This is a genomic window from Dactylosporangium thailandense (genome assembly GCF_059739745.1).
Genome location: NZ_AP029195.1, coordinates 4891287 through 4913640, shown reverse-complemented (window position 1 = coordinate 4913640; position 22354 = coordinate 4891287). Strand labels below are relative to the sequence as shown.

Annotated in this window: 19 protein-coding genes and 1 pseudogene; 14 read left to right on the top strand and 6 right to left on the bottom strand. The window is 70.6% G+C overall.

Features of this window, described 5'->3' with window-relative positions:
- The first annotated feature begins 13 nt into the window (after positions 1–13).
- The 4 genes from AC6JBM_RS21290 (at position 14) to AC6JBM_RS21275 (ending at position 2378) form a co-directional block, all read left to right on the top strand.
- Entirely contained in the window at positions 14–955 is a 942-nt protein-coding gene (locus AC6JBM_RS21290; RefSeq protein ID WP_497985321.1) for a zinc-binding dehydrogenase, read from the top strand.
- 7 nt (positions 956–962) lie between these two features.
- Complete coding sequence (locus AC6JBM_RS21285) at positions 963–1346, top strand: MerR family transcriptional regulator (RefSeq protein ID WP_497985320.1); 384 nt, start codon at positions 963–965, stop codon at positions 1344–1346.
- Positions 1347–1538: 192 nt separating this feature from the next.
- On the top strand, positions 1539–2042 hold the full coding sequence (locus AC6JBM_RS21280) for a deaminase (protein ID WP_497985319.1): 504 nt from the start codon (positions 1539–1541) through the stop codon (positions 2040–2042).
- 153 nt (positions 2043–2195) lie between these two features.
- Entirely contained in the window at positions 2196–2378 is a 183-nt protein-coding gene (locus tag AC6JBM_RS21275; protein WP_497985318.1) for a hypothetical protein, read from the top strand.
- Positions 2379–2386: 8 nt separating this feature from the next.
- Here the strand turns inward: AC6JBM_RS21275 and AC6JBM_RS21270 are convergent, their stop codons facing one another.
- A complete protein-coding gene (locus AC6JBM_RS21270; protein WP_497985317.1) occupies positions 2387–2899 on the bottom strand; it encodes a TetR/AcrR family transcriptional regulator in 513 nt (170 codons plus the stop codon).
- 320 nt (positions 2900–3219) lie between these two features.
- On the opposite strand from AC6JBM_RS21270, the gene AC6JBM_RS21265 reads away from it, so the two are divergent.
- Both AC6JBM_RS21265 and AC6JBM_RS21260 read left to right on the top strand, forming a co-directional pair.
- Positions 3220–4737, top strand: a complete 1518-nt coding sequence (locus tag AC6JBM_RS21265) for an MFS transporter (RefSeq protein ID WP_497985316.1) — start codon at positions 3220–3222, stop codon at positions 4735–4737.
- 46 nt (positions 4738–4783) lie between these two features.
- Positions 4784–5233, top strand: a pseudogene (locus AC6JBM_RS21260) (CoA transferase); the annotation flags it as partial.
- Here AC6JBM_RS21260 and AC6JBM_RS21255 read toward each other — a convergent pair.
- Positions 5228–6184, bottom strand: coding sequence for a PaaX family transcriptional regulator (locus tag AC6JBM_RS21255; RefSeq protein WP_497985315.1), 957 nt, complete (start codon positions 6182–6184; stop codon positions 5228–5230). The pseudogene AC6JBM_RS21260 and the gene AC6JBM_RS21255 sit on opposite strands and share 6 nt — an antisense overlap.
- Before the next feature lie 129 nt (positions 6185–6313).
- Here AC6JBM_RS21255 and AC6JBM_RS21250 point away from each other — a divergent pair, with 129 nt between their 5' ends.
- Complete coding sequence (locus tag AC6JBM_RS21250) at positions 6314–7657, top strand: extracellular catalytic domain type 1 short-chain-length polyhydroxyalkanoate depolymerase (RefSeq protein ID WP_497985314.1); 1344 nt, start codon at positions 6314–6316, stop codon at positions 7655–7657.
- Positions 7658–7707: 50 nt separating this feature from the next.
- Here the strand turns inward: AC6JBM_RS21250 and AC6JBM_RS21245 are convergent, their stop codons facing one another.
- Positions 7708–8481: a FadR/GntR family transcriptional regulator gene (locus AC6JBM_RS21245; protein WP_497985313.1), complete on the bottom strand. Its 774-nt coding sequence runs from the start codon at positions 8479–8481 to the stop codon at positions 7708–7710.
- Between the two features lie 160 nt (positions 8482–8641).
- Here AC6JBM_RS21245 and AC6JBM_RS21240 point away from each other — a divergent pair, with 160 nt between their 5' ends.
- From AC6JBM_RS21240 to AC6JBM_RS21225, 4 genes are read left to right on the top strand one after another with little or no spacing between them, the layout of a single operon-like run.
- A complete protein-coding gene (locus AC6JBM_RS21240; protein WP_497985312.1) occupies positions 8642–9991 on the top strand; it encodes an ABC transporter substrate-binding protein in 1350 nt (449 codons plus the stop codon).
- Positions 9988–10905, top strand: a complete 918-nt coding sequence (locus AC6JBM_RS21235; RefSeq protein WP_497985311.1) for a carbohydrate ABC transporter permease — start codon at positions 9988–9990, stop codon at positions 10903–10905. The genes AC6JBM_RS21240 and AC6JBM_RS21235 overlap by 4 nt, the downstream gene beginning before the upstream one ends.
- A gap of 1 nt (position 10906) precedes the next feature.
- The gene (locus tag AC6JBM_RS21230) at positions 10907–11809 is read left to right on the top strand and encodes a carbohydrate ABC transporter permease (RefSeq protein ID WP_497985310.1); all 903 of its coding nucleotides are present in this window, start codon (positions 10907–10909) and stop codon (positions 11807–11809) included.
- Between the two features lie 28 nt (positions 11810–11837).
- Complete coding sequence (locus tag AC6JBM_RS21225; protein WP_497985309.1) at positions 11838–12998, top strand: mandelate racemase/muconate lactonizing enzyme family protein; 1161 nt, start codon at positions 11838–11840, stop codon at positions 12996–12998.
- On the opposite strand, the gene AC6JBM_RS21220 is transcribed toward AC6JBM_RS21225, so the two are convergent.
- Genes AC6JBM_RS21220 through AC6JBM_RS21210 form a run of 3 tightly spaced genes read right to left on the bottom strand, consistent with a single transcriptional unit; the run spans position 12995 to position 15778 of the window.
- A complete protein-coding gene (locus tag AC6JBM_RS21220) occupies positions 12995–13963 on the bottom strand; it encodes an aldo/keto reductase (protein ID WP_497985308.1) in 969 nt (322 codons plus the stop codon). The two genes, AC6JBM_RS21225 and AC6JBM_RS21220, sit on opposite strands and share 4 nt — an antisense overlap.
- Before the next feature lie 28 nt (positions 13964–13991).
- On the bottom strand, positions 13992–14753 hold the full coding sequence (kduD, locus tag AC6JBM_RS21215) for a 2-dehydro-3-deoxy-D-gluconate 5-dehydrogenase KduD (RefSeq protein WP_497985307.1): 762 nt from the start codon (positions 14751–14753) through the stop codon (positions 13992–13994).
- A complete protein-coding gene (locus AC6JBM_RS21210; RefSeq protein ID WP_497985306.1) occupies positions 14750–15778 on the bottom strand; it encodes a zinc-dependent alcohol dehydrogenase in 1029 nt (342 codons plus the stop codon). The genes kduD and AC6JBM_RS21210 overlap by 4 nt, the downstream gene beginning before the upstream one ends.
- 382 nt (positions 15779–16160) lie before the next feature.
- On the opposite strand from AC6JBM_RS21210, the gene AC6JBM_RS21205 reads away from it, so the two are divergent.
- The 3 genes from AC6JBM_RS21205 to AC6JBM_RS21195 all read left to right on the top strand — a co-directional run bounded on the left by AC6JBM_RS21205 (position 16161) and on the right by AC6JBM_RS21195 (position 22353).
- The gene (locus AC6JBM_RS21205; RefSeq protein ID WP_497985305.1) at positions 16161–17819 is read left to right on the top strand and encodes a glycoside hydrolase family 27 protein; all 1659 of its coding nucleotides are present in this window, start codon (positions 16161–16163) and stop codon (positions 17817–17819) included.
- A 139-nt stretch (positions 17820–17958) separates the two neighbouring features.
- Positions 17959–19947 carry an alpha-L-fucosidase gene (locus tag AC6JBM_RS21200; RefSeq protein WP_497985304.1) on the top strand — a complete coding sequence of 663 codons (1989 nt, stop codon included), beginning with the start codon at positions 17959–17961 and terminating at the stop codon, positions 19945–19947.
- A gap of 12 nt (positions 19948–19959) precedes the next feature.
- Positions 19960–22353: a ricin-type beta-trefoil lectin domain protein gene (locus AC6JBM_RS21195; protein WP_497985303.1), complete on the top strand. Its 2394-nt coding sequence runs from the start codon at positions 19960–19962 to the stop codon at positions 22351–22353.
- The last annotated feature ends 1 nt before the right edge of the window (position 22354 follow it).

The following is a 22354-nucleotide window of genomic DNA, read 5'->3' as shown; positions in this document are numbered from 1 at the left end:
TACGGTGCCGCACATGCGAAGCGCGGAGATCAGACTGGCGCGGCGGCCGGACGGGGCACCGGTGCTGCAGGACTTCGAGCTGGGCGAGCGGGAGCTGCCCGAGCCGGGCGACGGTGAGGTGGTGGTCCGCAACCGGCTCATGGCGCTGGGCGCGGCGATGCGCTCGCTGCTGGCCGGAGGGCTCGGCGTGATGCCAGGCTATGCGGTCGGGGCCCCGCTGTTCGGCCGGGCGGTCGGCGAGGTGGTGGCGTCGGCGAGCGCCGCGCTTCCGGTCGGCGAGACCGTCCTGCATGGGCTCGGGTGGCGCGAGTACACGGCCGGCCCGGCGGTGCGGTTCCGCCGGATCGACGCGGGCGACGCGGTCGCGCTGTTGTCCGGTGGCCTGCTGGCGTACGCCGGGCTGCGCACCGCCGGGCTGCGGCCCGGCGAGACGGTCTACGTGTCCGGAGCGGCAGGCGGCGTCGGCAGTGTGGCCGGAGCGGTGGCGCGGGCGCTCGGGGCGGGCCGGGTGATCGGCAGCACCGGCAGCGCGGGCAAGGTGGCGCTGCTGACCGAGCGGTTCGGCTACGACGCCGGGTTCCGGCACGGCGAGCAGTCACTGGCCTCGGCGGCGCCGGACGGTGTCGACGTCGGCTTCGACACGGTCGGCGGGCCGGTGCTGGCCGAGCTGGTCGGCGTGATGCGCCCGCACGGCCGCATCGCGCTGTGCGGGGCGCTCGCGGCGCAGCTCGGCGACGCCGCCGACCCGCCGCTGGACCTGACGACGGTCATCGGCCGGCGGCTGTCGCTGCACGGGTTCACCGCGACCGGCGAGCCGCACCACGAGGCGGAGTTCCTCCGTCTCGGGATCGCGGTGCCGCACACCGTGGTCGACGGGCTGGCCGCGGCGCCGCAGGCGTTGCTCGACCTGTTCGCCGGTCGCCACACCGGGACGGTCCTGGTCCGGTTGGCATAATGGGCTCATGCGCATCGGGGCACTGGCGCGGGCCGCCGGGACGACCACCAGGACGCTGCGGTATTACGAGCAGGAGGGCCTGCTCACCAGCGACCGCACCCCAACCGGCTACCGCGACTACGACCCCGCCGCCGTGCGGCGCGTGCGCAACGTCCGCGAGCTGCTGGCGCTCGGTTTCACCATCGCCGACGTGCGGGAGTTCCGGCAGTGGCTCGACCGGGAGTTGCCGCCCGCGTTCGCCGCCGGCCCCGGCTGCGCGGCCGCGATGCGCGTCGCCGAGGAGCGGCTGGCGCTCATCCGTCAGCGGCTGGACGCGCTGACCCGGCTGCACGACAGCCTCGCGGCCCGGCTCGACCGCCCAGCGGACGGGGCGGCCGCGCTCACCGGCTGACCGCACGTCCGGGCATCGTCCTTGCGGCGGCCGTCGGCCGGACCGTATCGGCAATCGTCGGCGGACCATCAGACGGGAAAATCGGCCGGGAAAGTCAGCCGGTTCCTCCCACGTCGATCTATCCGTTTGCGCCGCCACTCATGGACGGTCGGCTGTATGGCGCCCACGTCCGTCGGCGGTCAGGATAGGTGGGTGACTCCAGAGGAGATCGTCGGCGCCGCGATCGAGGCCGCTGCGGCCGGCCTGAAGGTCGGCGAGCTGCCGATCGGTGCGGTGGTCCTGGCCGGTGACGACGTGGTCGGCTGGGCGTACACGCGTGAACGCGGGCATGGCCGCCGGCTGGTGCACGCCGGGCTGCTGGCGATGATGGAGGCCGACGAGCGGTTCGGCTGGTCGGAGCACGCGGAGCCGCTGCGGCTGGGCGTCAACCTCGAACCGTGTGTCATGTGCCTCGGCGCGGCGATGGCGCTCGGCGTGCGGGAGGTGTACTTCGGGGTGGAGTCGCCGGATGATGGTGCCGCCGGGGTCGCCGCGACCTGGCAACCGGGTGCAAGTACGCGCTGGCATCAGGCGCCGGCGGTGTACGGCGGCATTCGGCGCGCCGAGAGTCGCGAGCAGTTCCGCCGGTACACCGCGGCGGCGGCCGACTCGCCGCTGCGCGACTGGGCCCGCACGATCGCCGACCTGCCCGACTGACAACCGGCCGGGTGGCTCGGGGGCCGTGAACATGCGCCGACCTGGCGCAGCTCGCCCGCAGCGTAGTTCTGGCCGTCCCGGCCGCGGCCTGCGCATCTCACACGCACCGCCTCGTCTCCGGGACCGCCGCGAGCGCCCGATGGGCGGCACGCCGTGCTCCTGCAGGACGCGGCGGCGCAGACTCAGCGGCGAGGCGGCGCCGCGGCCGGGGCCCTGGAGCGGGCCGCCGGGCGCAGCCCCGCGCAGGGCCCGGGTCCCTCGCGGTGGGCGCCGATCCCGCAGCTGCGTCTGGCGGCCCGGCAGCGGATCGGCCGGGCGCTGGGCTGCTCCGCCTGACGACTTGGTCACGGGCGGGGAAGTAGTCCCTGCAGGAGGAGGTCGAGGAGTCGTCCCGGCCCCTGTGGGCTGGCGGTGTTCTGCTCGCTGGCCCATGCGACGGCATTGGTCAGCTGGAGGATCTCCGAGACCGTGACATCGGTGCGCAGGACGCCTGCGCGCATGGCTCTGTCGACCAGCGCCGCGCCGGCCCTGTGCATCGCCTGGTGGCAGGCGGCCAGAACGTCGGCAGGCTGGCTGGCTTCGGCCATGTTCAGCTCGCTGGGCAGGCCCCGGTAGGTGGTGGAGTGAAGGGCGACCAATTCCAGCCAGGTGCGGAGCGCCTCCTGGGGTGATGGGTTGGTCAGAAGTTGGGTGGCCTGCGCGGTCAGCGTGTCCACTCGTTCCCGCAGGAGCGCGACCAGCAGGTCCTGCCGGGTGGGAAAGTGGCGGTACAAGGTTCCCGGACCGACCTCCGCACGTTTGGCGATCTCGTCCAGGGACGCGGCTGTCCCCTCGGCGGCGAACATCTCCGCAGCCACTGCGAGCAACTTGGTCCGGTTGCGGCGGGCGTCCGCGCGAAGGGGCCGCTCGGCGGAGCCGCTGCTGGTGGTGTGTGTCCCCATCGTCAAGCCCTTCCGCCGCGCGTCGAAAGCTGGAATCTACCCAGGCCGCAGGTTCGGCCGTCCGTTGGCCGCGCGGAGCGGGCTTGCCCGCAGGCGGCGGGCCTCGCCGGTCGCCGTGACGGTAAGGCTATGTCGTCGGTTGCCGGTCCTGGACCCGGATTCGGGGAGGCGTCGCCGACATGGGTGTTGGGCCGCAATCACCTTGCTAAGCGGAGACAGTCTCCGTATACTCCGACATGGAGGCTGTCTCCGTTTACGTTCCGTCCCGGGTGGGTCGGTCGGTCGGTGAGGAGAGCACACTTATGTCGACGTCGGCTAGGTCAAAGATTTCGCCTCCGGCGAGTACCGACACACAGCCTCAAGGCCGCAAACGCCCCGGTATCGCTCTGGCGGTCATCATCGCCTGTCAGTTGTTGGTGGTGCTCGACGCGACCGTTGTGAACGTGGCACTGCCGAACATTCAAGCGGACCTGGACTTCGATGCGGCCGATCTGTCCTGGGTCCTGACGTCGTACACACTGGCGTTCGGCGGACTGCTGCTGCTGGGCGGCCGGACCGGGGACATTCTCGGTCGGCGCCGGGTGTTCGTGGCCGGCGTCGTGCTGTTCACGGTCGCGTCGCTGATCGCCGGATTGGCGACCTCGCCGGCGTTGCTGCTGACAGGGCGAGCGTTGCAGGGTGTCGGTGCGGCATTCGCAGCGCCGGGCACCTTGGCGCTTATCGCGACGAACTTCCCGGAGGGACAGGAACGAAACAAGGCGCTGGGCATCTTCTCCACCGTCGCCGGTCTGGGGATGACAGCCGGGCTCATCCTGTCCGGAGCGCTCGTCGCGGCCGGGTCGTGGCGACTGGTCATGTTCATCAACGTTCCGATCGGGATCGTGATCGCACTGCTGGCCCCGCGATACGTCACCGAGCCGCCGCGGCACGCGGGCCGCTTCGACGTGATCGGCGCGCTGACGTCCACGATCGGGATGACGGCGTTGGTCTACGGATTCATCCGAGCGGCTACCGCGGGCTGGGCAAGCCGCACGACGGTCGCCGCCTTCGTTGTCGCGGTTGTATTGCTGGTGGTATTCCTGGTCCTTCAGGCGCGGACCGCTCAGCCGATCATGCCGCTGCGGTTGTTCGCCGTCCGCAACCGTGCCGCCGCGTATGCCAGCATGCTGCTGCTGCCGGCGACCACGGCCAGTATGTTCTTCTTCCTGCTGCAGTACCTGCAGGACGTGAAGGGGTTCAGCCCGCTCGTTGCCGGTGTGTCGTTCATTCCGCTGGCCGCGGTGCTGTTCCTGGCATCCAAGCGGGCGCCGAAGCTGATCCCCCGGTTCGGGGCGCGCCCGGTGATGATCACCGGGATGATCCTGGTCACCATCGCGATCGTCGCGTTGTCCTTGCTCAAGGCGTCGAGCAACTACTGGGTCGCGGTCCTCGTCCCGACGATGCTCTTCGGCGCCGGCGTCGGGCTGTCCTTCATGCCCCTGAACATGACGATCCTGGCCGGCGTCGATCCCAAGGACGCCGGGGCGGCATCCGGCCTGCTGCAGGCCATGCAGCAGATCGGGGCGTCGCTGGGTCTGGCCATCCTGGTGACCGCGTTCAACGGGGCCTTCAACGGAAACGCCGCCGACCATCAATCGTTCACCGCCGGGGTTTCCCGCGCACTCGAGGTGAGCGCGGTCTTCAGCGGTCTGGCGCTCCTGATCGCCGTTTTCGTCATCAGGACCGCCAAGCCCGCGCCCGCCAAGCAGTCCTGACTCCGCGTCCAGGTGACCCCCTCTCGTCCGCTGCTCGCCGCCGTTCCAGGCGTTCCCTGCCTCCGACGGCTGGATGGTCGTCGGCTGCGCCAAGCAGAAGTTCTGGGACCGGCTGACCGCGCTGCTCGGCGACGGGGAGCTGACCAAACCCCGGTTCGCCGACTTCCCGGCCCGGCTGGCCAACCGCGAATTCCCGGCCCGGCTGGCCACCCGCGAAGCGCTGGTCAAGGTGCTCGGCATTCCGTGCGCGCCGGTGAACGACCTGACCGCCGCGCTGGCCGAGCCGCATCTCGCGGACCGCGGCATGATCGTGGAGACCGAGCACGAGCAGTTCGGCCGGGTGCGCTCGATCGCTTCGCCGGTCCGCGTCGGCGACCGGCGGGTGCGGCCGCGCGCGGCGGGCGCCTTCGGCCCGGGGGGCGTGAGGCCGCCGCCGCGCCTCGGCAAGCTCATGCGCGGAGTGAAGCCCCCGCGCGCCGGAGACGATCGCCTATGACGCCCTGACGCCGGCGAGAATCTCGGCGACGGTGTGCGCGCTGACGGCGGGCATCGACCTGTCGGCATGCCGGGTCGCGACCGCGCGCACGTGCTCCTCGGCGGTCCGGGCCAGTCCGTCGTAGACGGCGGTGAAGACGTCCCGGGCCGCCGGCCGGGGCCAGTCCGGCGGCAGCAGCCGGACGGGCAGGCGGGGATCGAGCACGGCGAAGCGGCGGTACGTGTCCATGACCTCGGTGCGGGCGCGTACCGCCTCCGCGCCGCCGACCCGGCCGGCGGCGATCCGGTGCAGCAGTGGCCGCCACCGCCGGGTGAACGTGTCGTAGTGCGCGGCGATCGCCGCGATGTCCCAGGCCTGCAGTGGATCGCGCCGGGTCGCCGCGCCGAACTCGGCGTGCCGGGCCCGGAACACCGTGATCGCTTCGGGGGCGACCTCGTCGAGCTGGACCGAGACCAGGTCGGTGAGCGCGTGCGGCGAGATCCACAGCCCGTCGTACAGCGGCGCGTACCCCAGCCAGCGCAGCCGGTTGCGCAGCTCCCGGCGGCGAGCGCGCTCCTGCTGCGGCAGCGAGAACGCGATCAGCGTCCAGCGCTCGTCCCACGCCTCCGCCCCGGCCGCCGACGACACGATCCACTGACCGCCGGCCGAGAGCTGGTCGGCCGCGGCGGTGGCCAGTCGGTAGGAGCTGTGCCGGCCGTTCCGCCGGCCCTGCAGCACACCGCGGCGGGCCAGCCGGCTGATCGCCGTGCGGGCGCCCGCCTCGCTCACCCCGGACTCGATCAGCAGCGTCACGATAGCGGCCGACGGCAGCCACGCGCGGGTCCGCAGGGTGTAGTCCGCCATCAGCGTCACGGCGAGGCCCTGCGGCGCCGGTCCGGACTGCCGCCGGGGGAGCCGCACCGGCTCGTCGTCGTCCGGAAAGATCTCCTCGATGTCGAACGGGTCGGCCACGGCCCGACTGTAGCGCCTCGGCTGATCTCCACATCGATTGACACTTATGTGTCCCGGGTACACACTAAATGCCGCACGATGGCTTGGGAGCCGCGCCGTGATCCGTCCGACCAGACGAGGAGTAGGCGCATGCGCTTCAGACGGAAACTCCTGCTCGGCCCGGTGGCGTTGCTCGCCTTCGCCGGGCTGACCCTGGTGGCGTTGCGGCCCGCATACGCGGCGACGCTGACCGAGGTCACCAACTTCGGCGCGAACCCGGGCGGCATGCGCATGCATGTGTACGTCCCGGACGCGCGACCGGCCCACCCGGCGATCGTGGTCGCCATGCACGGCTGCGGCGGCTCCGGCCCGGGTTTCTACTCGGGCAGCGAGTTCGCGAGCCTGGCCGACCGGTACGGCTACATCGTCATCTACCCGACCGCGACGCAGCAGGCCGGCTTCGGCAACTGCTTCGACACCTGGTCCGACGCGGCCAAGCGGCGAGGCGGCGGAAGCGACCCGGTGTCGATCGTGTCGATGGTGACGTACGCGGAGCAGCAGTACGGCGGTGACCCGAACCGGGTCTACGCCACCGGCAGCTCATCCGGCGGCATGATGACGAATGAGATGCTGGCCCTGTACCCGGACGTGTTCAAGGCCGGTGCGGCGTTCATGGGCGTGCCGTTCACCTGCTTCGCCAACGCCGCGGACTATCCGCCCGGCACCAGCCGGTGCACCGGCGGCAGCATGGACCGCACCCCGCAGCAGTGGGGCGACGCGGTCCGGCAGGCGTATCCGGGGTACTCCGGACCGCGGCCGCGGATGCAGCTGTGGCACGGCACCAGCGACACGCTCGTGCCGTACTCGCTGCTGCAGGAGGAGATCGAACAGTGGACGAACGTGTTCGGCCTGAGCCAGTCGCCGACGTCCACCGACACACCGCAGTCCGGCTGGAACCGCCGCCGCTACGCGGATTCCGCCGGCACGGTGCAGGTCGAGGCGTACAGCATCCAGGGCGCCGGGCACAGCCTGCCCTCGGCCGGCATGGCCGCGTACGCCGTCGCGTTCTTCGGCCTCACCGGCACCGGCGGCACCAGCGGCCCGCCGGTCTCCAGCCCGCCGGTCTCCAGTCCGCCCGTGTCCAGCCCGCCGGTCTCGAGCCCGCCACCGGCCGGAGCCGCCTGCCGCGTCACGGACACGATCAGCGCCTGGAACACGGGGCTGACCGCGAGCATCACCATCACGAACACCGGTAGCAGCACCGTCAACGGCTGGGCGCTGACCTTCACGCTGCCGTCCGGCCAGACCATCACCTCGGGCTGGAACGCCCAGTACAGCCCCGTCTCCGGGGCCGTGACCGCGCGCAACATGAGCTACAACGGCGCGCTCGCACCGGGCGCCTCGACGACGATCGGCTTCCAGGCCACACACACCGGCAACACCGCCCGCCCGGCGGCGTTCGCCCTCAACGGTGCCGCCTGCACGCTCGGGTGACACCGGAACGTTCCGGCCGCGGCGCTGGGTCGCCGCGGCCGGGACCGGCGCTACCGGTGCAGCCGGGCCGCGTCGCTCGGGCCGCCGCGGCGGATCAGCCAGGCGTCGCTGATGTGGGTGAACATCGCGGCGGCGGCGCCCTCCGGGTCGCGGGCGGCGATGCGCTCGTAGATTCGCCGGTGCCCCAGATTCGACGCGATGCACAGCGTCCGGTCCGTGCGCCCGACGTAGCGCGCGGTGTGCAGCACCTGGCTCACCAGCGCCTTCACCACGGCCCGGGCGATGCGGTTCCCGGACGCCTCCATGATCATGTCGTGGAAGATGCGGTCGTACTCCTCGTAGGTGACGTGGTCGTCCACGAGTTCGTCCATCTGCTCGACCGTCGCCCGCAGCCGCTCGATGGTCGGATCGTCCGCCAGCCGCGCCGCGACGTGGGCCATGTCCGACTCGAGCAGGCGCCGGGTGACCACGAGGTCGTCGAGGATCGCCAGGCTCTCGTCCTCGGCCACGGCCGTGCCGAGCACGAGCTCGTCGAGCATGTTCCATTTCGACGGCGGCGTTACGACGGTGCCGCTGCCCTGGCGGACCTGGACGAGCCCTTTCTCCTGCAGCACCTTCACCGCTTCGCGGATCACCGTGCGGCTGACCGAGAACGTCTCGCACAGGGCCGGCTCGGGCGGTAGCGGCGTGCCGGGCGGATGGACACCGCGCACGATGCGCTCCACCAGTTCCGCGGTGACCGCCCGGCCCAGGTTGGCCGGGCGCCGTACCCATGCGGGCGGCGCGACGGCGTGGCCGTCCGGTTCGGCCTGGGATGTCGTCATGGATCCTCCGTCGGGCGCGGCTGTCGTGGCGCGGCCCGCGGACAGTGTACGGCCGCGGCCGATCTGATGCTTGCAAACATCATACGTATGCCCTTACATTTCGTCGCAGTGACATCTTGCGCAACAGGGCCTCACCGATAAGGACGTGCATATGTTGCGAATGAGACAAACCGGCCGCCGCCAGCTCGCCGGGATCAGCACTGCCGCCCTCGCCGTCACGCTCGCCCTCGCCGGTTGTGGCAAGTCCGGCGGAACATCCGAGGGCTCGTACGGCTTTCCGCAGGTCGCCCAGGACGACAAGGCGACGATCACCGTCTGGGTCGACGCCGACCGGGCGGGTGCGGTGGACGCGTTCAAGAAGGCCAACCCGGACGTGAAGCTCGAGGTCGTCACCTACGACGGGTCGGCGAACGGATCGAACTCCTTCCGGACCAAGATGCAGCTCTTCGACCGTGCCGGCAGCGGGTGGCCCGACGTGGTCTTCTCGAGCCAGAACAACGACGCCGCCTGGGCCAGCCAGGCGACCAACGGCAAACAGGCGTTCGCCGCCGTGCTCGACCAGGGGCTCGTGGACAAGAAGACCCTGGCCGACTTCACCGCCGGGGCGCTGAACCCCTGCACCGTCGGTGGCAAGGTGTACTGCCTGCGCAACGACCTGGCGCAGGTGGTGCTCTGGTACGACAAGGCGCTGCTGCAGCAGTTCGGCTACACCCTGCCGGCCACGTGGGAGGAGTACCAGGCCCTCGGCGAGCGGGTGGGCCGCGAGCACCCCGGCTACATCGTCGGCAGCGTCGGCGACTCCTTCGCCCCCGAGGTGTACTTCTGGAGCGGCAAATGCCAGGCCAACGGCATCACCGGACCCAAGTCGGTGACGGTGAACACCGGCAGCACGGAGTGCAAGCGGGTCGCGGCCATGCTCGACGTGCTCATCAAGAACGGCACCACCCCGTCGGTCAGCGTCTTCACCCCGGAGTTCGTCAAGACCTACACCGGCAAGGTGCTCATGATGCCCGGCCCGGCGTGGTACTCGGGCGCCATCTTCAACAACCCGCAGTCGCTCAACGTCCCCAAGGGTGAGCTCGGCGTCGCCGCGCCGCTGCCGTGGCGAGGCGAGGAGGCGGTGACCGGCAACGTGGGCGGCGGCACCTGGTTCATCAGCAGCCACTCGAAGAACCTCAAGGCCGCCGCGAAGTTCGCCGAGTTCGTCACCACCGCCGACGACTACCAGGTCAATCTCGCCCCCGGCTACCCCGCCTACGCGCCGGCCGCCGACAAATGGATCAAGAAGCAGGAGTCCAGCGGCTACTACGCCACCGACCTGCAGCCGCTGATCAAGGCGGGCACCCAGATCTGGAACGGCTGGGGTTCCGGCATCTTCAGCCAGGAGGCGATCTGGGCCAAGACCGTCACCCCGGCTGTCGCCGGCGGCAAGAGCCTCGTCGGCCTGCTGCCGGAGTGGCAGACGGCCATCAAGAACCAGGCTCAGGTCGACGGATACACGGTCGCATGACGATCGTGCGTGAGGCCGCGCGTCCGGTGGGCGCGCGGCCTCGGTCGACGAGCGGGCACCACCGCGCGATGTCCTACGGGTTCGTGGTGCCCTACACGGTCCTGGCCGCCGTATTCGGCGTGTTCCCGGCGCTGTACGCCGTGTTCCTCGCGTTCACCGACGGTGAGGGCGGCTTCGCCGGCGCGGGCAACTTCGTCAAGGTGTTCGGTGACTTCCGGTTCCTGCCGGCAGTGGGTCACGTCGCCGCCTTCCTGCTCACCTGGCTGGTCGCCCTGATCGTGCTGGTCACGTTCCTGGCGATCGTGGTGCACGCGATCCGGGTCCGCTGGCTGAGCCGGGCGCTCCGGCTGGTCTTCTACCTGCCGGGCGCGGTCGCGGGCGCGTCCAGCGTGCTGCTGTGGCTGTTCGTGCTCGACCCGACCGCGAGCCCGGTGGCCGGGCTGCTGCGGCTGGCCGGATTCACCAGCTTCAACCAGGTGATCGCCCCCGGCAACCTGCCGCCGATCTTCGCCGTCATCGCCTTCTGGACCGGCGCCGGCGGATGGATCGTGATCATGTACGGCGCCCTGAACAACATCAGCCCCGACATGATCGAGGCGGCCCGCATCGACGGCGCGAGCACGCTCCAGATCGCCTGGCGCATCCAGTTACCGCTGCTGCGCAAGTGGATCTCATACATGGGCATCATGTCCCTCGCGGCCGGCACACAGCTGTTCGTCGAGCCGCAGCTGCTGTCCCAGGCGAGCAACGCCGTCGTACCCAACGACTACTCGCTCAACCAGCTGGCGTACCTCTACGCCTTCCAGCAGAACGACTTCAACGCCGCGGCCGCCGTCGCGCTGCTGCTGCTGATCATCGCCCTCGCGCTGTCGGCTGTCTTCGTGACGCGCGGCGGGCTGTTCGAGAGGGACTGACATGTCCATGGCGAATCCCCGGCTCAGCGCGGGTGCGGCCACCGGCTGGGCCGGCCGGACGATCGTCTCGGTCGTGGTGGCCGTGTTCGTGCTGCTCTTCGCCGTCCCGATCGTCTGGCTGCTGCTGGCGACGACCAAATCGGCCCGGGAGCTGCTCGTCGGCCACCCGTTCCGGCCGGGCAGCATCGGAGATCTGGCCGCGAACTGGCGGGAACTGCTCGAGTTCCAGGACGGGGCGATGACCGCCTGGATCGGCAACTCGGCGCTGTACGCGCTCGGCGCCCTGGCCATCACGCTCGTGGTCAGCATCCCCGCCGGGTACGCGCTGGCGATGACCGAGTTCCGGTTCCGCCGGTCCCTGCTCGTGCTGACGCTGATCGTGATGCTGATGCCGAACACCGCGCTGGTACTGCCGATCTTCCTGGAGCTCAACATGGTCGGCCTGATCGGCAGCCCCCTATCGGTCATCCTGCCGATGTCGTTCTTCCCGTTCGGCGTCTACCTCACCTACATCTACTTCTCCACGAGCCTGCCGCGCGACCTGCTCGCCGCGGCCCGCATCGACGGGTGCACCGAGCTGGAGGTGTTCACCCGGATCGCGCTGCCGCTGGCCACGCCGGTCGTGGCGCTGGTCGGGTTCTTCAGCTTCGTGCAGACCTGGAACAACTTCTTCCTGCCGTTCGTCATGCTGCCGTCCAGCGACGGCTACCCGGTGCAGGTCGGCCTGACCGCACTGCTCGCCTCGACCCCGGCGTTCAACCCGAGCTCCGCCGGAACCCAGTCCGTGCAGCTGCCGACGCTCGCCCTGGCGACGGTCGTGTCGGTGCTGCCGGTGCTGATCGTCTTCCTGTTCGCGCAGCGCTTCCTGGTGGCGGGCATGACGGCAGGCGGCACCAAGGAGTGAGCGCCACCCATGCCGACAAGGAGCGTTTGTGAAAGTCACCGGGTATCGGAGCCTGACCACCCAGCACGACTGGGGCCGGCTCATCGGGGACGTCAACGGCGTGATGGCCGGGCCCCGCACCGATGTGCACGTGCTGATCCTGGAGACCGACGACGGGCTGGAGGGCGTGGGCATCGGCGCCCACGGTGACATCGACCGCGTCTTCGGTGCCGTGGAGGGCGAGGATCCCAGGGCCGTGTCGGTCCTCTACGACCGGATGCTCGCGCGGGTGTTCAAGAACGGGCACAACGGCGCGACCTTCGGCGCGATCGGTGCGATCGACATGGCGCTGTGGGACCTCAAGGCCAAGGCGATCGGCGAGCCGCTCTGGCGCACGCTCGGCGGCCGCGACCGGTTCGTCCCCGGCTACGCCTCGGGGCTGGACATCGCGCTGGACGACGACGACCTCGTCGCACTCTACGAGCGCTTCACGGATCGGGGCTTCTGCGCCGCCAAGCTCAAGGGCGGCCGCGACCTCGACCACGATCTGCGCCGGCTGGAGGCCGTACGCGACGTGCTGCGGCGCAACACGACGCGGCCCGCCCTGATGTTCGACGCGAACGAGTCGTGGCACCGGTCGCAGGCCGTTCGCTTCGTCGCCGCCCTGGAGCAGCGGGTGGACCTGACCTGGATCGAGGAACCGGTCCGCCGCTGGGATGCCGCGGGGCTGGCCTCCGTGCGCCGGGTTGTGCGCGCCGCCGTCGCCACCGGGGAGAACCTCACCGGCCTCGAACAGTACCGGCCGTTGCTGGACGCCGACGCGGTCGACATCGTCCAGGCGGGCAACGTCTGGGGCATCACGCACTTCCTCCGCGTGGCCGCCGTGGCGCACGGCCGCGATCTGCCGGTGAGCCCGGTGGCCCACCACGCGAACCCTCTGGCCCACGCCGCCGTCGCGGTGCCGAACCACCTCACCTCCGAGGTTCAGGATCTGGTCGCACCGATCGGCCTGCATGTCGACCAGGAGTTCCAGGACGGCGGGATCGTCCTCGGCGACGAGCCGGGTCTGGGGATCCGGGTCGACGAGGAGTGGATTCAGCAGGCCCAGGCCGCCGATCCGCCGGCCGCGACGGCCGGCCCGCACGTCCGGCCCGCCCGGGCCGGGCTGCGACTGGTGCCGGAGCCGGACGCCGGCCGGGAGGAACCCTAAGCCGGCTCGATCAGCCCGGCGGCGCGCAGCGCCGGCCAGAGTGCGGCCGGCACGACGGCCGCGGTCCGGCGGACGGTTTCGGTCACCTCCGCCGGGCTGCGCAGGCCGACCACGGTCGAGACCACCGCCGGATGGCCGCGGACGAAGGCGAGCGCGGCCTCCGGCAGGCTGACGCCGTGCTCGGTGCAGATCGCCGCGATGCGCCGGGCCCGCTGGAGCAGGTCGGCCGGAGCCGGGCGGTAGTCGTAGGTGGCGTCGTCCGGGGGCCGGTCCCGGGCCAGCAGCCCTGAGTTGTAGACGCCCGCGATGACGACGCCGACCCTGCGCTGCCGCGCGGCCGGCAGGAGGTCGTGCGCGGCGCCCTGCTCGAGCAGTGTGTAGCGGCCCGCGCACATGACCAGGTCGACGTCCGTCTCCCGGACGAAGCGGGCGAGCATCGCCGGCTGGTTCATGCCGGCGCCGATGGCGCCGATGACGCCCTGGTCGCGCAGGTCGGCGAGGGCGGGCAGGGCCTCCGTGGCCGCCTGGTGCCAGTGTTCGTCCGGATCGTGCAGGTAGACGATGTCGAACCGGTCCAGGCCGGACCGCCGCAGGCTCGCCTCCAGCGAGCGGCGGACGCCGTCGCGGCTGAAGTCCCAGACCCGGCGGTGGCTCGCCGGCACGTCGAAGCCCTCGGGGTCGCGGCGGTGCGCGGTCTCGGGTGTGGGCACGAGCAGCCGGCCGACCTTCGTCGACACCACGTAGGAGTCACGCGGCCGGTCGCGCAGCGCCGCGCCCAGGCGGCGTTCGGACAGGCCGAGCCCGTAGTGCGGCGCAGTGTCGAAGTACCGCACGCCGGCGTCCCAGGCGGCGTCGACCGCCGCGGCGAACGTCTCGTCGCTCGTGGCGTGGTAGAGGTTCCCGCCCTGGGCGGCACCGAATCCGAGAGCGGTGAACCGCATCGCCGGGCGGCGGGGGAGAGACACGGCGGTCACGCCGCGGCCCGGCTGCCGGTCATCGGCCGAGCCAGCCGCCGTCGACCGGCAGCACCGCGCCGTTGACGTAGTCGGACGCCGGTGCGGCCAGGAACACGGTGGCGCCGGCCAGGTCGTCGGGCCGGCCCCAGCGCCCGGCCGGGATGCGGTCGAGGATCGACCGGTTGCGGACCGGGTCGTCGCGCAGCGCCCGGGTGTTGTCGGTGGCGATGTACCCGGGGGCGATCGCGTTGACGTTCACGCCGTGGGCGGCCCACTCGTTGGCCAGTGCCTTGGCCAGCCCGGCCACGGCCGACTTCGCGGCTGTGTAACCCGGCACGTTGATGCCACCCTGGAAGCTCAGCAGCGAAGCGGTAAAGATGATCTTTCCCCGGCCGCGCTCCAGCATCGTCTTGCCGATGGCCCGGGTCAGGACGAACTGGCTGCGCAGGTTCACCTCGAGGACCTGGTCCCAGAGCTCGTCCGGATGCTCGGCGGCCGGTGCGCGGGCGATCATGCCCGCGTTGTTCACGAGGATGTCGACCGGGCCGTGCTGGTCGAGCTCGCCGACCAGCCGGTGGACGGACGCGCGGTCGGCGAAGTCGGCGCGAAGGGCGGTGAAGTCGCGCCCGGCCGTGCGCACCCGGCGCTCGACCTCACTGCCGGTCGGCTCGAGCTGTGCGGAGACGCCGATGATGTCGGCCCCGGCCCCGGCCAGCGCTTCGGCCATGGCCAGTCCGATGCCCCGCCGCGCGCCGGTGACGAGCGCCCGCCGCCCGGTCAGATCGAACAGCTTGCTCACCGGGCCGGCTCCCGCCAGTCGAGCAGCACCTTCATGACCCGGCCGCCGGACTCCAGGGCGGCGAAGGCGGCGCCGACCGCCTCGACCGGCTCGATCCGCGAGATCAGCCGGGCCGCGGGAACGGCGCCCGATTCGATGAGCCGGATCGCCTGTTCCACGTCCTCGCGCTGGTACAGCCGGGCCCCGAACAGCTCGAGTTCGCGCCAGAAGAACCGGTGCAGGTTCACGGGCCGGGGCTGCGCGTGGATGGCCACCATGACCAGACGCCCCCGGGTGGTGAGCACGTCGACGGCGGTCGAGACGCCCTCGGCGGAGCCGGATACCTCGAAGGCGATGTCGGCACCGGCGCCGTCGGTGCGCTCCTGGACGAATCCGACCGCATCGGCGGCCCGCGGGTCGAGGGCCTCGATGCCGAGCTCGGCGGCCACGGACCGGCGGAACGGGTCGGGTTCCAGCAGCACCACACGGGCGTCGTGCCGCTGGGCGACGATCGCGATCAGCGTGCCGATCGGACCGCCGCCGATCACGACCACGTGGTCACCGCCGGCGACGTTCGCCCGGCGCACGTCGTGCACCGCCACGGCGACCGGTTCGACCAGCGCGGCATGTTCGAGCGGCAGGCCGCCGGGCAGCGGCAGGACGAGGTCGGCCGGCACGTTCCACAGGGACTGCATGGCGCCGGGGGAGTCGATGCCGAGGAACTGCATCGCGTGGCAGATGTGGGTGTTGCCGCGCCGGCAGGCATGGCAGTGCCCGCACGAGCGGGTGGGCATCACTGTGACCGGCCGGCCGGCCGACCAGCCCTGAACCTCTGGCCCGACCGCGTCGATCCAGCCGGACATCTCATGGCCGATCACGGCGGTCGGGCCGACCCGGCCGTCCATGTCCCCGTGGAGGATGTGCAGGTCGGTGCCGCAGATCCCGGTGTAGGCCACCGCGATGCGAACCTCGCCCGGGCCGGGGTCCCGTGCGGAGCGGCTCTCGACCTCGAGCTGGCGCGGGGCGTGATACACGACTGCTCTCATCGATACCCTGCTCACCCTTCATGTCGACCGGCGGCCGCGGGCGGGCGGCTGCCACGCGTCGGAAACATAACTCGTATGATGTCTTCCGTCAACGGCCCGGAGCCTCGGTGCTCGTCGCGACTCCCGTCGCGGGATCGGCATAACGGAAAGATCCGGGACGCATCTCTCGTGCGAAAACCTGTTATGAGGCGAACACATTTCGAGTCACTGTTCGGCAATTGCGGAAAATTACATCGCACGCTTCCGCGAATTGCCGCCGCGACTTGATTCAGCAGGCATCATCTGGCAGTCTCATCGACCTCGATAACTTAGGCGCTCGTTCGGGCGCCAGTCTGTTAGCGCTAACAATGGTGAAGTCCCTACCGCCAGAAGGACTGACCTCATGCTCTCCGCCTCCGGCCGGCGCCGCTCATCCCGGCGCTGGGCCACTCTCGCCGCAGCCGTGTTGATCCTGGTCGCGGCCGCCACCGCAGTGCTGCACCCGCCCAATGCCCAGGCACTGGAGAACGGTGCCGCCCGAACCCCGCCGATGGGCTGGAACAGCTGGAACACCTTCGGCTGCAACATCAACGAGAACCTGATCCGGCAGATGGCCGACGCCATCGTCGGCAGCGGGCTGCGGGACCTGGGCTACCAGTACGTCGTCGTCGACGACTGCTGGTTCAACCCCAGCCGGGACTCCTCCGGCAATCTGCAGGGTGACCCGACCCGATTCCCGAGCGGCATGAAGTCGCTCGGCGACTACCTGCACGGCCGCGGCCTGAAGTTCGGGCTGTACGAGGTTCCGCTGGACAAGACCTGCGCCCAATACTTCGGCTCCTACCCGGGGGCCACGGGTAGCCAGGGCCACGAGGCCCAGGACGCCCGGCAGTTCGCCGCCTGGGGTGTGGACTACCTCAAGTACGACTGGTGCTCGCCCACCGGCTCGATCACCGACCAGGTGAACACCTTCGCCAGGATGCGCGACGCGCTCGCCGCGTCCGGGCGGCCGATCGTGTACAGCATCAACCCCAACAGCATCCACGCGAAGACGGGGCCACAGCGCAATTGGGGCGACGTCGCCAACCTGTGGCGCACCACCGAGGACATCACCAACGCCTGGGACACCGGCCAGACCAACGGCTACCCGATGGGCATCCAGAACATCGTCAACGTCACTGTCCCGCTGAGCGGCTACGCGGGCCCCGGGCACTTCAACGATCCCGACATGCTCGAGGTCGGCCGCGGCGGTATGACCGACACCGAGATGCGCAGCCACTTCGCGCTGTGGTCGATGCTCGCCGCGCCGCTGCTGGCCGGCAACGACATCCGCTCGATGAACGCGGCGACGCAGGCGATCCTCGGCAACCGCACGCTCGTCGCCATCAACCAGGACCCGCTCGGGCTGCAGGCGGTCCAGGTCTCCAACGACGGCACCCGCCGTGTGCTGGCCAAGCGGCTGGCGAACGGTGACGTGGCGGTCGCCCTGTTCAACCAGGGCGGCTCCACGACCACGGTTTCGACCACCGCGGCGGCCGTCGGCCAGGCCGGCACCACGTTCGCGCTCCTCGACGCCTGGACCGGCGCGGTCACCACCTCGTCCGGCGCGATCGCGGCCACGGTGCCCGCCCACGGCACGGTCGTGTACCGGGTCAGCGGCGGTACCACCACACCGCCGCCGTCGAGCACCACGACGCTGGTCAGTGCCGCCTCCGGCCGCTGTCTCGACGTGCCCAACAGCAGCACGACCAACGGCACCCAGCCGATCATCTGGGACTGCAACGGCGGGGCGAACCAGCGCTGGACCTTCAACGGCCAGACCCTCCAGGCTCTCGGCAAGTGCCTCGACGCCCCGCTCAACGCCACCGCCAACAGCAAGGTTCAGCTGTGGGACTGCAACGGCGGCAGCAACCAGCGCTGGACGCTCAACACCGATGGCACCGTCGCTTCGGCCGCGGCGGGCCTTTGCCTCGACGTGAACGGCAACGCCACCGCCAACGGCACCACGGTCATCCTCTGGACGTGTACCGGCGCCGCGAACCAGCGCTGGACCCGGGCCTGAGCGCCCGCCACGCGAAGGGACCTGTCGGAGGTCGTAGGCGATCAGGCATCGCCTACGACCACCCGCCGCACGGCGATTTTTTTTCACACCTGGTCATATGACGTATTACTGCTTGCCTCAGGATTGCGAGGTCACCGCTATGTCCATCTCCTCCCTGCCGCTGTCCCGCCGACGGCTGCTACTGACGACGGCTGCCGCCTCCGTCGCGGCGACCACCGCCGGGCTGTCGAGGCCCGGCGCCGCCGCGGCCACCAGCGGCCCGCAGAGCTACACCGCGGCCTGGTCGTCGGTCGACCAGCACCCGCCCGCGCCGGAGTGGTTCCAGGACGCCAAGTTCGGCATCTACTACCACTGGGGCGCCTTCAGCGTCCCCGCGTTCGCCAGTGAGTGGTACCCGCGCAACATGTACAACAACGGCTCGAACGAGAACAACCACCACAAGGCCGTCTACGGCGATCCGTCGGTGTGGCCGTACCACAACTTCATCAACGGGGCCCGCGACAAGGCCGGCAACTTCGTGCAGTTCGCACCGAAGCTCGCGTCCGCCGGTGGCAACTTCGACCCGGACGCGTGGGCCCAGCTGTTCGCCGACGCCGGTGCGAAGTTCGCCGGCCCGGTCGCCGAGCACCACGACGGCTTCTCCATGTGGAACAGCAGCGTCAACGAGTGGAACTCGGTCGCCAGAGGGCCGCGCCTGGACCTGCTGCGGCTGCACGCCGACGCCATCCGGGCCAAGGGCCTGCGGCTGTACGTCTCGCTGCACCACGCCTACAACTTCACCGGCTACTACCAGTGGGTCCCGCAGCAGTCGGACTCGAGCCTGCGCAAGCTCTACGGCCAACTCGGCGCGGCCGAGCAGCAGCTGTGGTACGACAAGCTCCGTGAGGTCATCGACGGCTATCAGCCCGACATCATCTTCCAGGACTTCAACCTCGGCCAGGTGACCGAGGCGCAGCGGCTGAACTTCCTGTCGTACTACTACAACCGCGCGGTCGCGTGGAACAAGGACGTGGCGGCCACCTACAAGGACGGCTTCAACAACCGCGGCGAGGTCTACGACTTCGAGCGCGGCGGCCCGGCCGACATCCAGAGCCCGTACTGGCTCACCGACGACAGCGTCTCGAGCTCGAGCTGGTGCTACACCAACGGCATCGGCTACTACCCGGCCACCGCGCTGCTGCACGCCCTGCTGGACCGGGTCAGCAAGAACGGCACGATGGTGCTCAACATCGCCCCGATGGCCGACGGCACGATCCCGTCCGGGCAGCGCGCCATCCTGCTCGCGATCGGCGAGCACCTCAAGCGCTTCGGCGAGTCGGTGTACGCGACCCGGGCCTGGACCGTCTTCGGCGAGGGCCCGACGCAGATGGGCGGCGGCTCCTTCCAGACGCCGCGCACCGGCACCGCCCAGGACATCCGGTTCACCCGCAGCAAGGACAACCGGGTGCTGTACGCCACCGTGCTGGGCTGGCCCGGCAGCACACTGCACATCACGACGCTGAGCTCGAACCGGATCAACCTCGGCTCGCTCGGCGCGGTGGAACTGCTCGGCTCGACGGCCGGCACCGCCATCAACCTGCCGGCCCGCACCCAGGACGGCTCCGGCCTGCACATCACGATGCCCTCGTCGAGCGCCCCGTACAGCGCCGGCGCGTACGTGGTCCGCCTGACGTTCTCGGGCCAGATCCCCGCCCTCGGCAACGGCGGGACCACGACCGGCTGGGTCCGCATCGCCAACGCCACGACCGGCCTGGTGCTCGACAGCGGCGGCAGCGTCGCGTCCGGGTCGGTGCTCAAGCAGTGGAACTACGACGGCAGCACGAACCTGCAGTGGCAGCTGGTCGACCTCGGCACCGGCTACGTCCGCATCGTCAACCGCACCAACGGAATGGTCGCCGACAGCTGGGGCAACACCGCCAACGGCGCGAACGCGATGCAGGCGGCCTGGAACGGCGGCAACAACCAGCAGTGGCGGCTCAACAGCGTCGGCAACGGGCGGTACCAGATCATCAACCGCGGCACGGGCACCGCGCTGGACGGCGCGGGCAGCACCGCGGCCGGGTCGGCGACCGTCCTGTGGGCGCCGAACGGCAGCACCAACAACCAGTGGACCATCACCGCCGTCTGAAGGGGGCCACCCGTGCTACGCAACAAACCTCTCGCCGCGCTGGCCGGTGTGCTGCTGGCCGCGGCCGGCGTCGTCGTAGCGGCCGCCGGGCCGGCCGCGGCCGCGACCTCCATCACCGTCAACGGCGGCTCCGGCGGCCGGACCTTCGACGGCGTCGGCGCGGTCAGCGGCGGCGGCGGCAACAGCCGGCTGCTGATCGACTACCCCGAACCCCAGCGCGGCCAGATCCTCGACTACCTGTTCAGCCCGGGCTACGGCGCCGCGTTGCAGATCCTCAAGGTCGAGATCGGCGGCGACACCAACTCCACCAGCGGCTCCGAGCCCAGCCACGCGCACTTCCGCGGCGACCTGAACTGCAACCGCGGCTACGAGTGGTGGATCATGGAGCAGGCCAAGGCCCGCAACCCCGGCATCAAGCTGGCCGGCCTGGCCTGGGGTGCGCCGGGCTGGATCGGCAACGGCAACTTCATGTCCACCGACATGATCGACTATTTGATCTCGTGGCTCGGCTGCGCGAAACAGCACAACCTCACCATCGACTACCTCACCGCGGCCCAGAACGAGAAGCGGACCGACGCCACCTGGACCATCAGCCTGCGCGGCGCGCTCAACGCCAACGGGTACAGCGGCGTGAAAATCATCTTCGGGGACGACTACCCCGGCAGCTGGAACCCGGCCAACGCCGTCGCGAGCAACGCGTCCCTGCGCAACGCCATCGACGTGCTCAGCGGGCACTACCCGTGCGGCTACCTCAGCGCCCAGACCACCTGCACGGTGTCGGCCAACGCCCTCAACTCGGGCGAGACGCTCTGGGACAGCGAAGGCGGCTCCCAGGACTACAACGACGGCGCCAAGCCCCTCGCACGGGGTATCAACCGCGGCTACATCGACGGGAAGATGACCGCCTACCTCAACTGGGACCTCATCGCCGCGATCACCCCGAACGTGCCGTGGAGCACCGTCGGGCTGGTGCTGGCCAACCAGCCGTGGTCGGGCTGGTACGCCGTCGGCAAGGACGCCTGGGCCCTCGCCCACACCACGCAGTTCACCGCGCCCGGCTGGAAGTACCTCGACTCCTCCAGCGGCTATATCGGCGGCAACCGCAACAACGGCAGCTACGTCAGCCTGAAGTCGACGAACAACACTGACTACAGCACGATCATCGAGACCATGGACGCGAGCGCCGCGCAGACGCTCAACTTCACCACCACCGGCGGGCTGTCCACCGGAACCGTCCACGTCTGGTCGACCAACCTCAACTCCGGCAACACGGCCGATCAGTTCCGCCACGCCACCGACATCACGCCGTCCGGGGGCGCGTTCTCCCTGACCGTCCAGCCCGGCTACCTCTACTCCATCACCACCACGACCGGACAGGGCAAGGGCGCCGCGACCAGCCCCGCCCAGGGCGCGCTGGCGCTGCCCTACACCGACACCTTCGACGGCTACGCCGCCGGCCGGCTGCCCAGATACCTGCAGGACATGCAGGGCGCGTTCGAGACGGCCGCGTGCGGGGCCGGCCGCTCCGGCCTGTGCCTGCGGCAGTCCTCGCCCCAGGCGCCGATCACCTGGAAGACCCTCGCCGAGCCGAGCACCTACGGCGGCAACCTGTCCTGGGCCAACTACACCGTCTCCGCCGACGCGCTGCTGGAGAAGTCCGGCTACGTCCAGCTCGAGGGCCGGGTCGGCAGCCAGAACCTCGACCCGATCGGCAACCAGAACGCCTACTACCTGCGCGTCACCGACGCCGGCGCCTGGTCGATCCTGCGCAACAGCAGCGGCGGCAACCTCACAACCCTTCGCAGCGGTACGGTCGCGGCGCTGGGCCTGAACCGCTGGCACAGTCTGGCGCTCGGCTTCTCGGGCAGCACGATCACCGCGGCCGTCGACGGCACCACGGTCGGCACCGTCACCGACGGCGCCTACGGCTCGGGCCAGGTCGGCTTCGGCACCAGCCAGGGCGAGACCGCCCAGTTCGACAATCTCTCCGTCGTGGCCGGCCCCGGCGGCTCCGGCGGCGCCACGGCCCCGCTGCGCAACCTCAACGCGGGCCGCTGCCTCGACGTCCCGTCCCAGGCACAGACCAACGGCACCCGGCTGGCGCTGTGGGACTGCAACGGCGGTGCGAACCAGCAATGGACGCTCACCGGCGGCAAACAGCTGCAGGTGTACGGCTCCAAGTGCCTCGACGCCGAGGGCGCGGCAACGACCCCCGGCACCAGGGTCGTCATCTGGGACTGCAACGGCCAGGCCAACCAGCAGTGGAACGTCAACGCCGACGGCACCGTCACCGGCGTGCAGTCCGGCCTGTGCCTCGACGCGAGCGGTGCCGGGACGGCCAACAGCACCCCGGTGATCCTGTGGACGTGCAACAACGGCAGCAACCAGCTGTGGACCAGGAGCTGAC

Coding starts and splice junctions, on each gene's coding strand:
- AC6JBM_RS21290 (WP_497985321.1), top strand. CDS start 14: ATGCGAAGCGCGGAGATCAGACTGGCGCGGCGGCCGGACGGGGCACCG.
- AC6JBM_RS21285 (WP_497985320.1), top strand. CDS start 963: ATGCGCATCGGGGCACTGGCGCGGGCCGCCGGGACGACCACCAGGACG.
- AC6JBM_RS21265 (WP_497985316.1), top strand. CDS start 3,220: ATGGAGGCTGTCTCCGTTTACGTTCCGTCCCGGGTGGGTCGGTCGGTC.
- AC6JBM_RS21250 (WP_497985314.1), top strand. CDS start 6,314: ATGCGCTTCAGACGGAAACTCCTGCTCGGCCCGGTGGCGTTGCTCGCC.
- AC6JBM_RS21245 (WP_497985313.1), bottom strand. CDS start 8,481: ATGACGACATCCCAGGCCGAACCGGACGGCCACGCCGTCGCGCCGCCC.
- AC6JBM_RS21240 (WP_497985312.1), top strand. CDS start 8,642: ATGAGACAAACCGGCCGCCGCCAGCTCGCCGGGATCAGCACTGCCGCC.
- AC6JBM_RS21235 (WP_497985311.1), top strand. CDS start 9,988: ATGACGATCGTGCGTGAGGCCGCGCGTCCGGTGGGCGCGCGGCCTCGG.
- AC6JBM_RS21230 (WP_497985310.1), top strand. CDS start 10,907: ATGTCCATGGCGAATCCCCGGCTCAGCGCGGGTGCGGCCACCGGCTGG.
- AC6JBM_RS21210 (WP_497985306.1), bottom strand. CDS start 15,778: ATGAGAGCAGTCGTGTATCACGCCCCGCGCCAGCTCGAGGTCGAGAGC.
- AC6JBM_RS21205 (WP_497985305.1), top strand. CDS start 16,161: ATGCTCTCCGCCTCCGGCCGGCGCCGCTCATCCCGGCGCTGGGCCACT.
- AC6JBM_RS21200 (WP_497985304.1), top strand. CDS start 17,959: ATGTCCATCTCCTCCCTGCCGCTGTCCCGCCGACGGCTGCTACTGACG.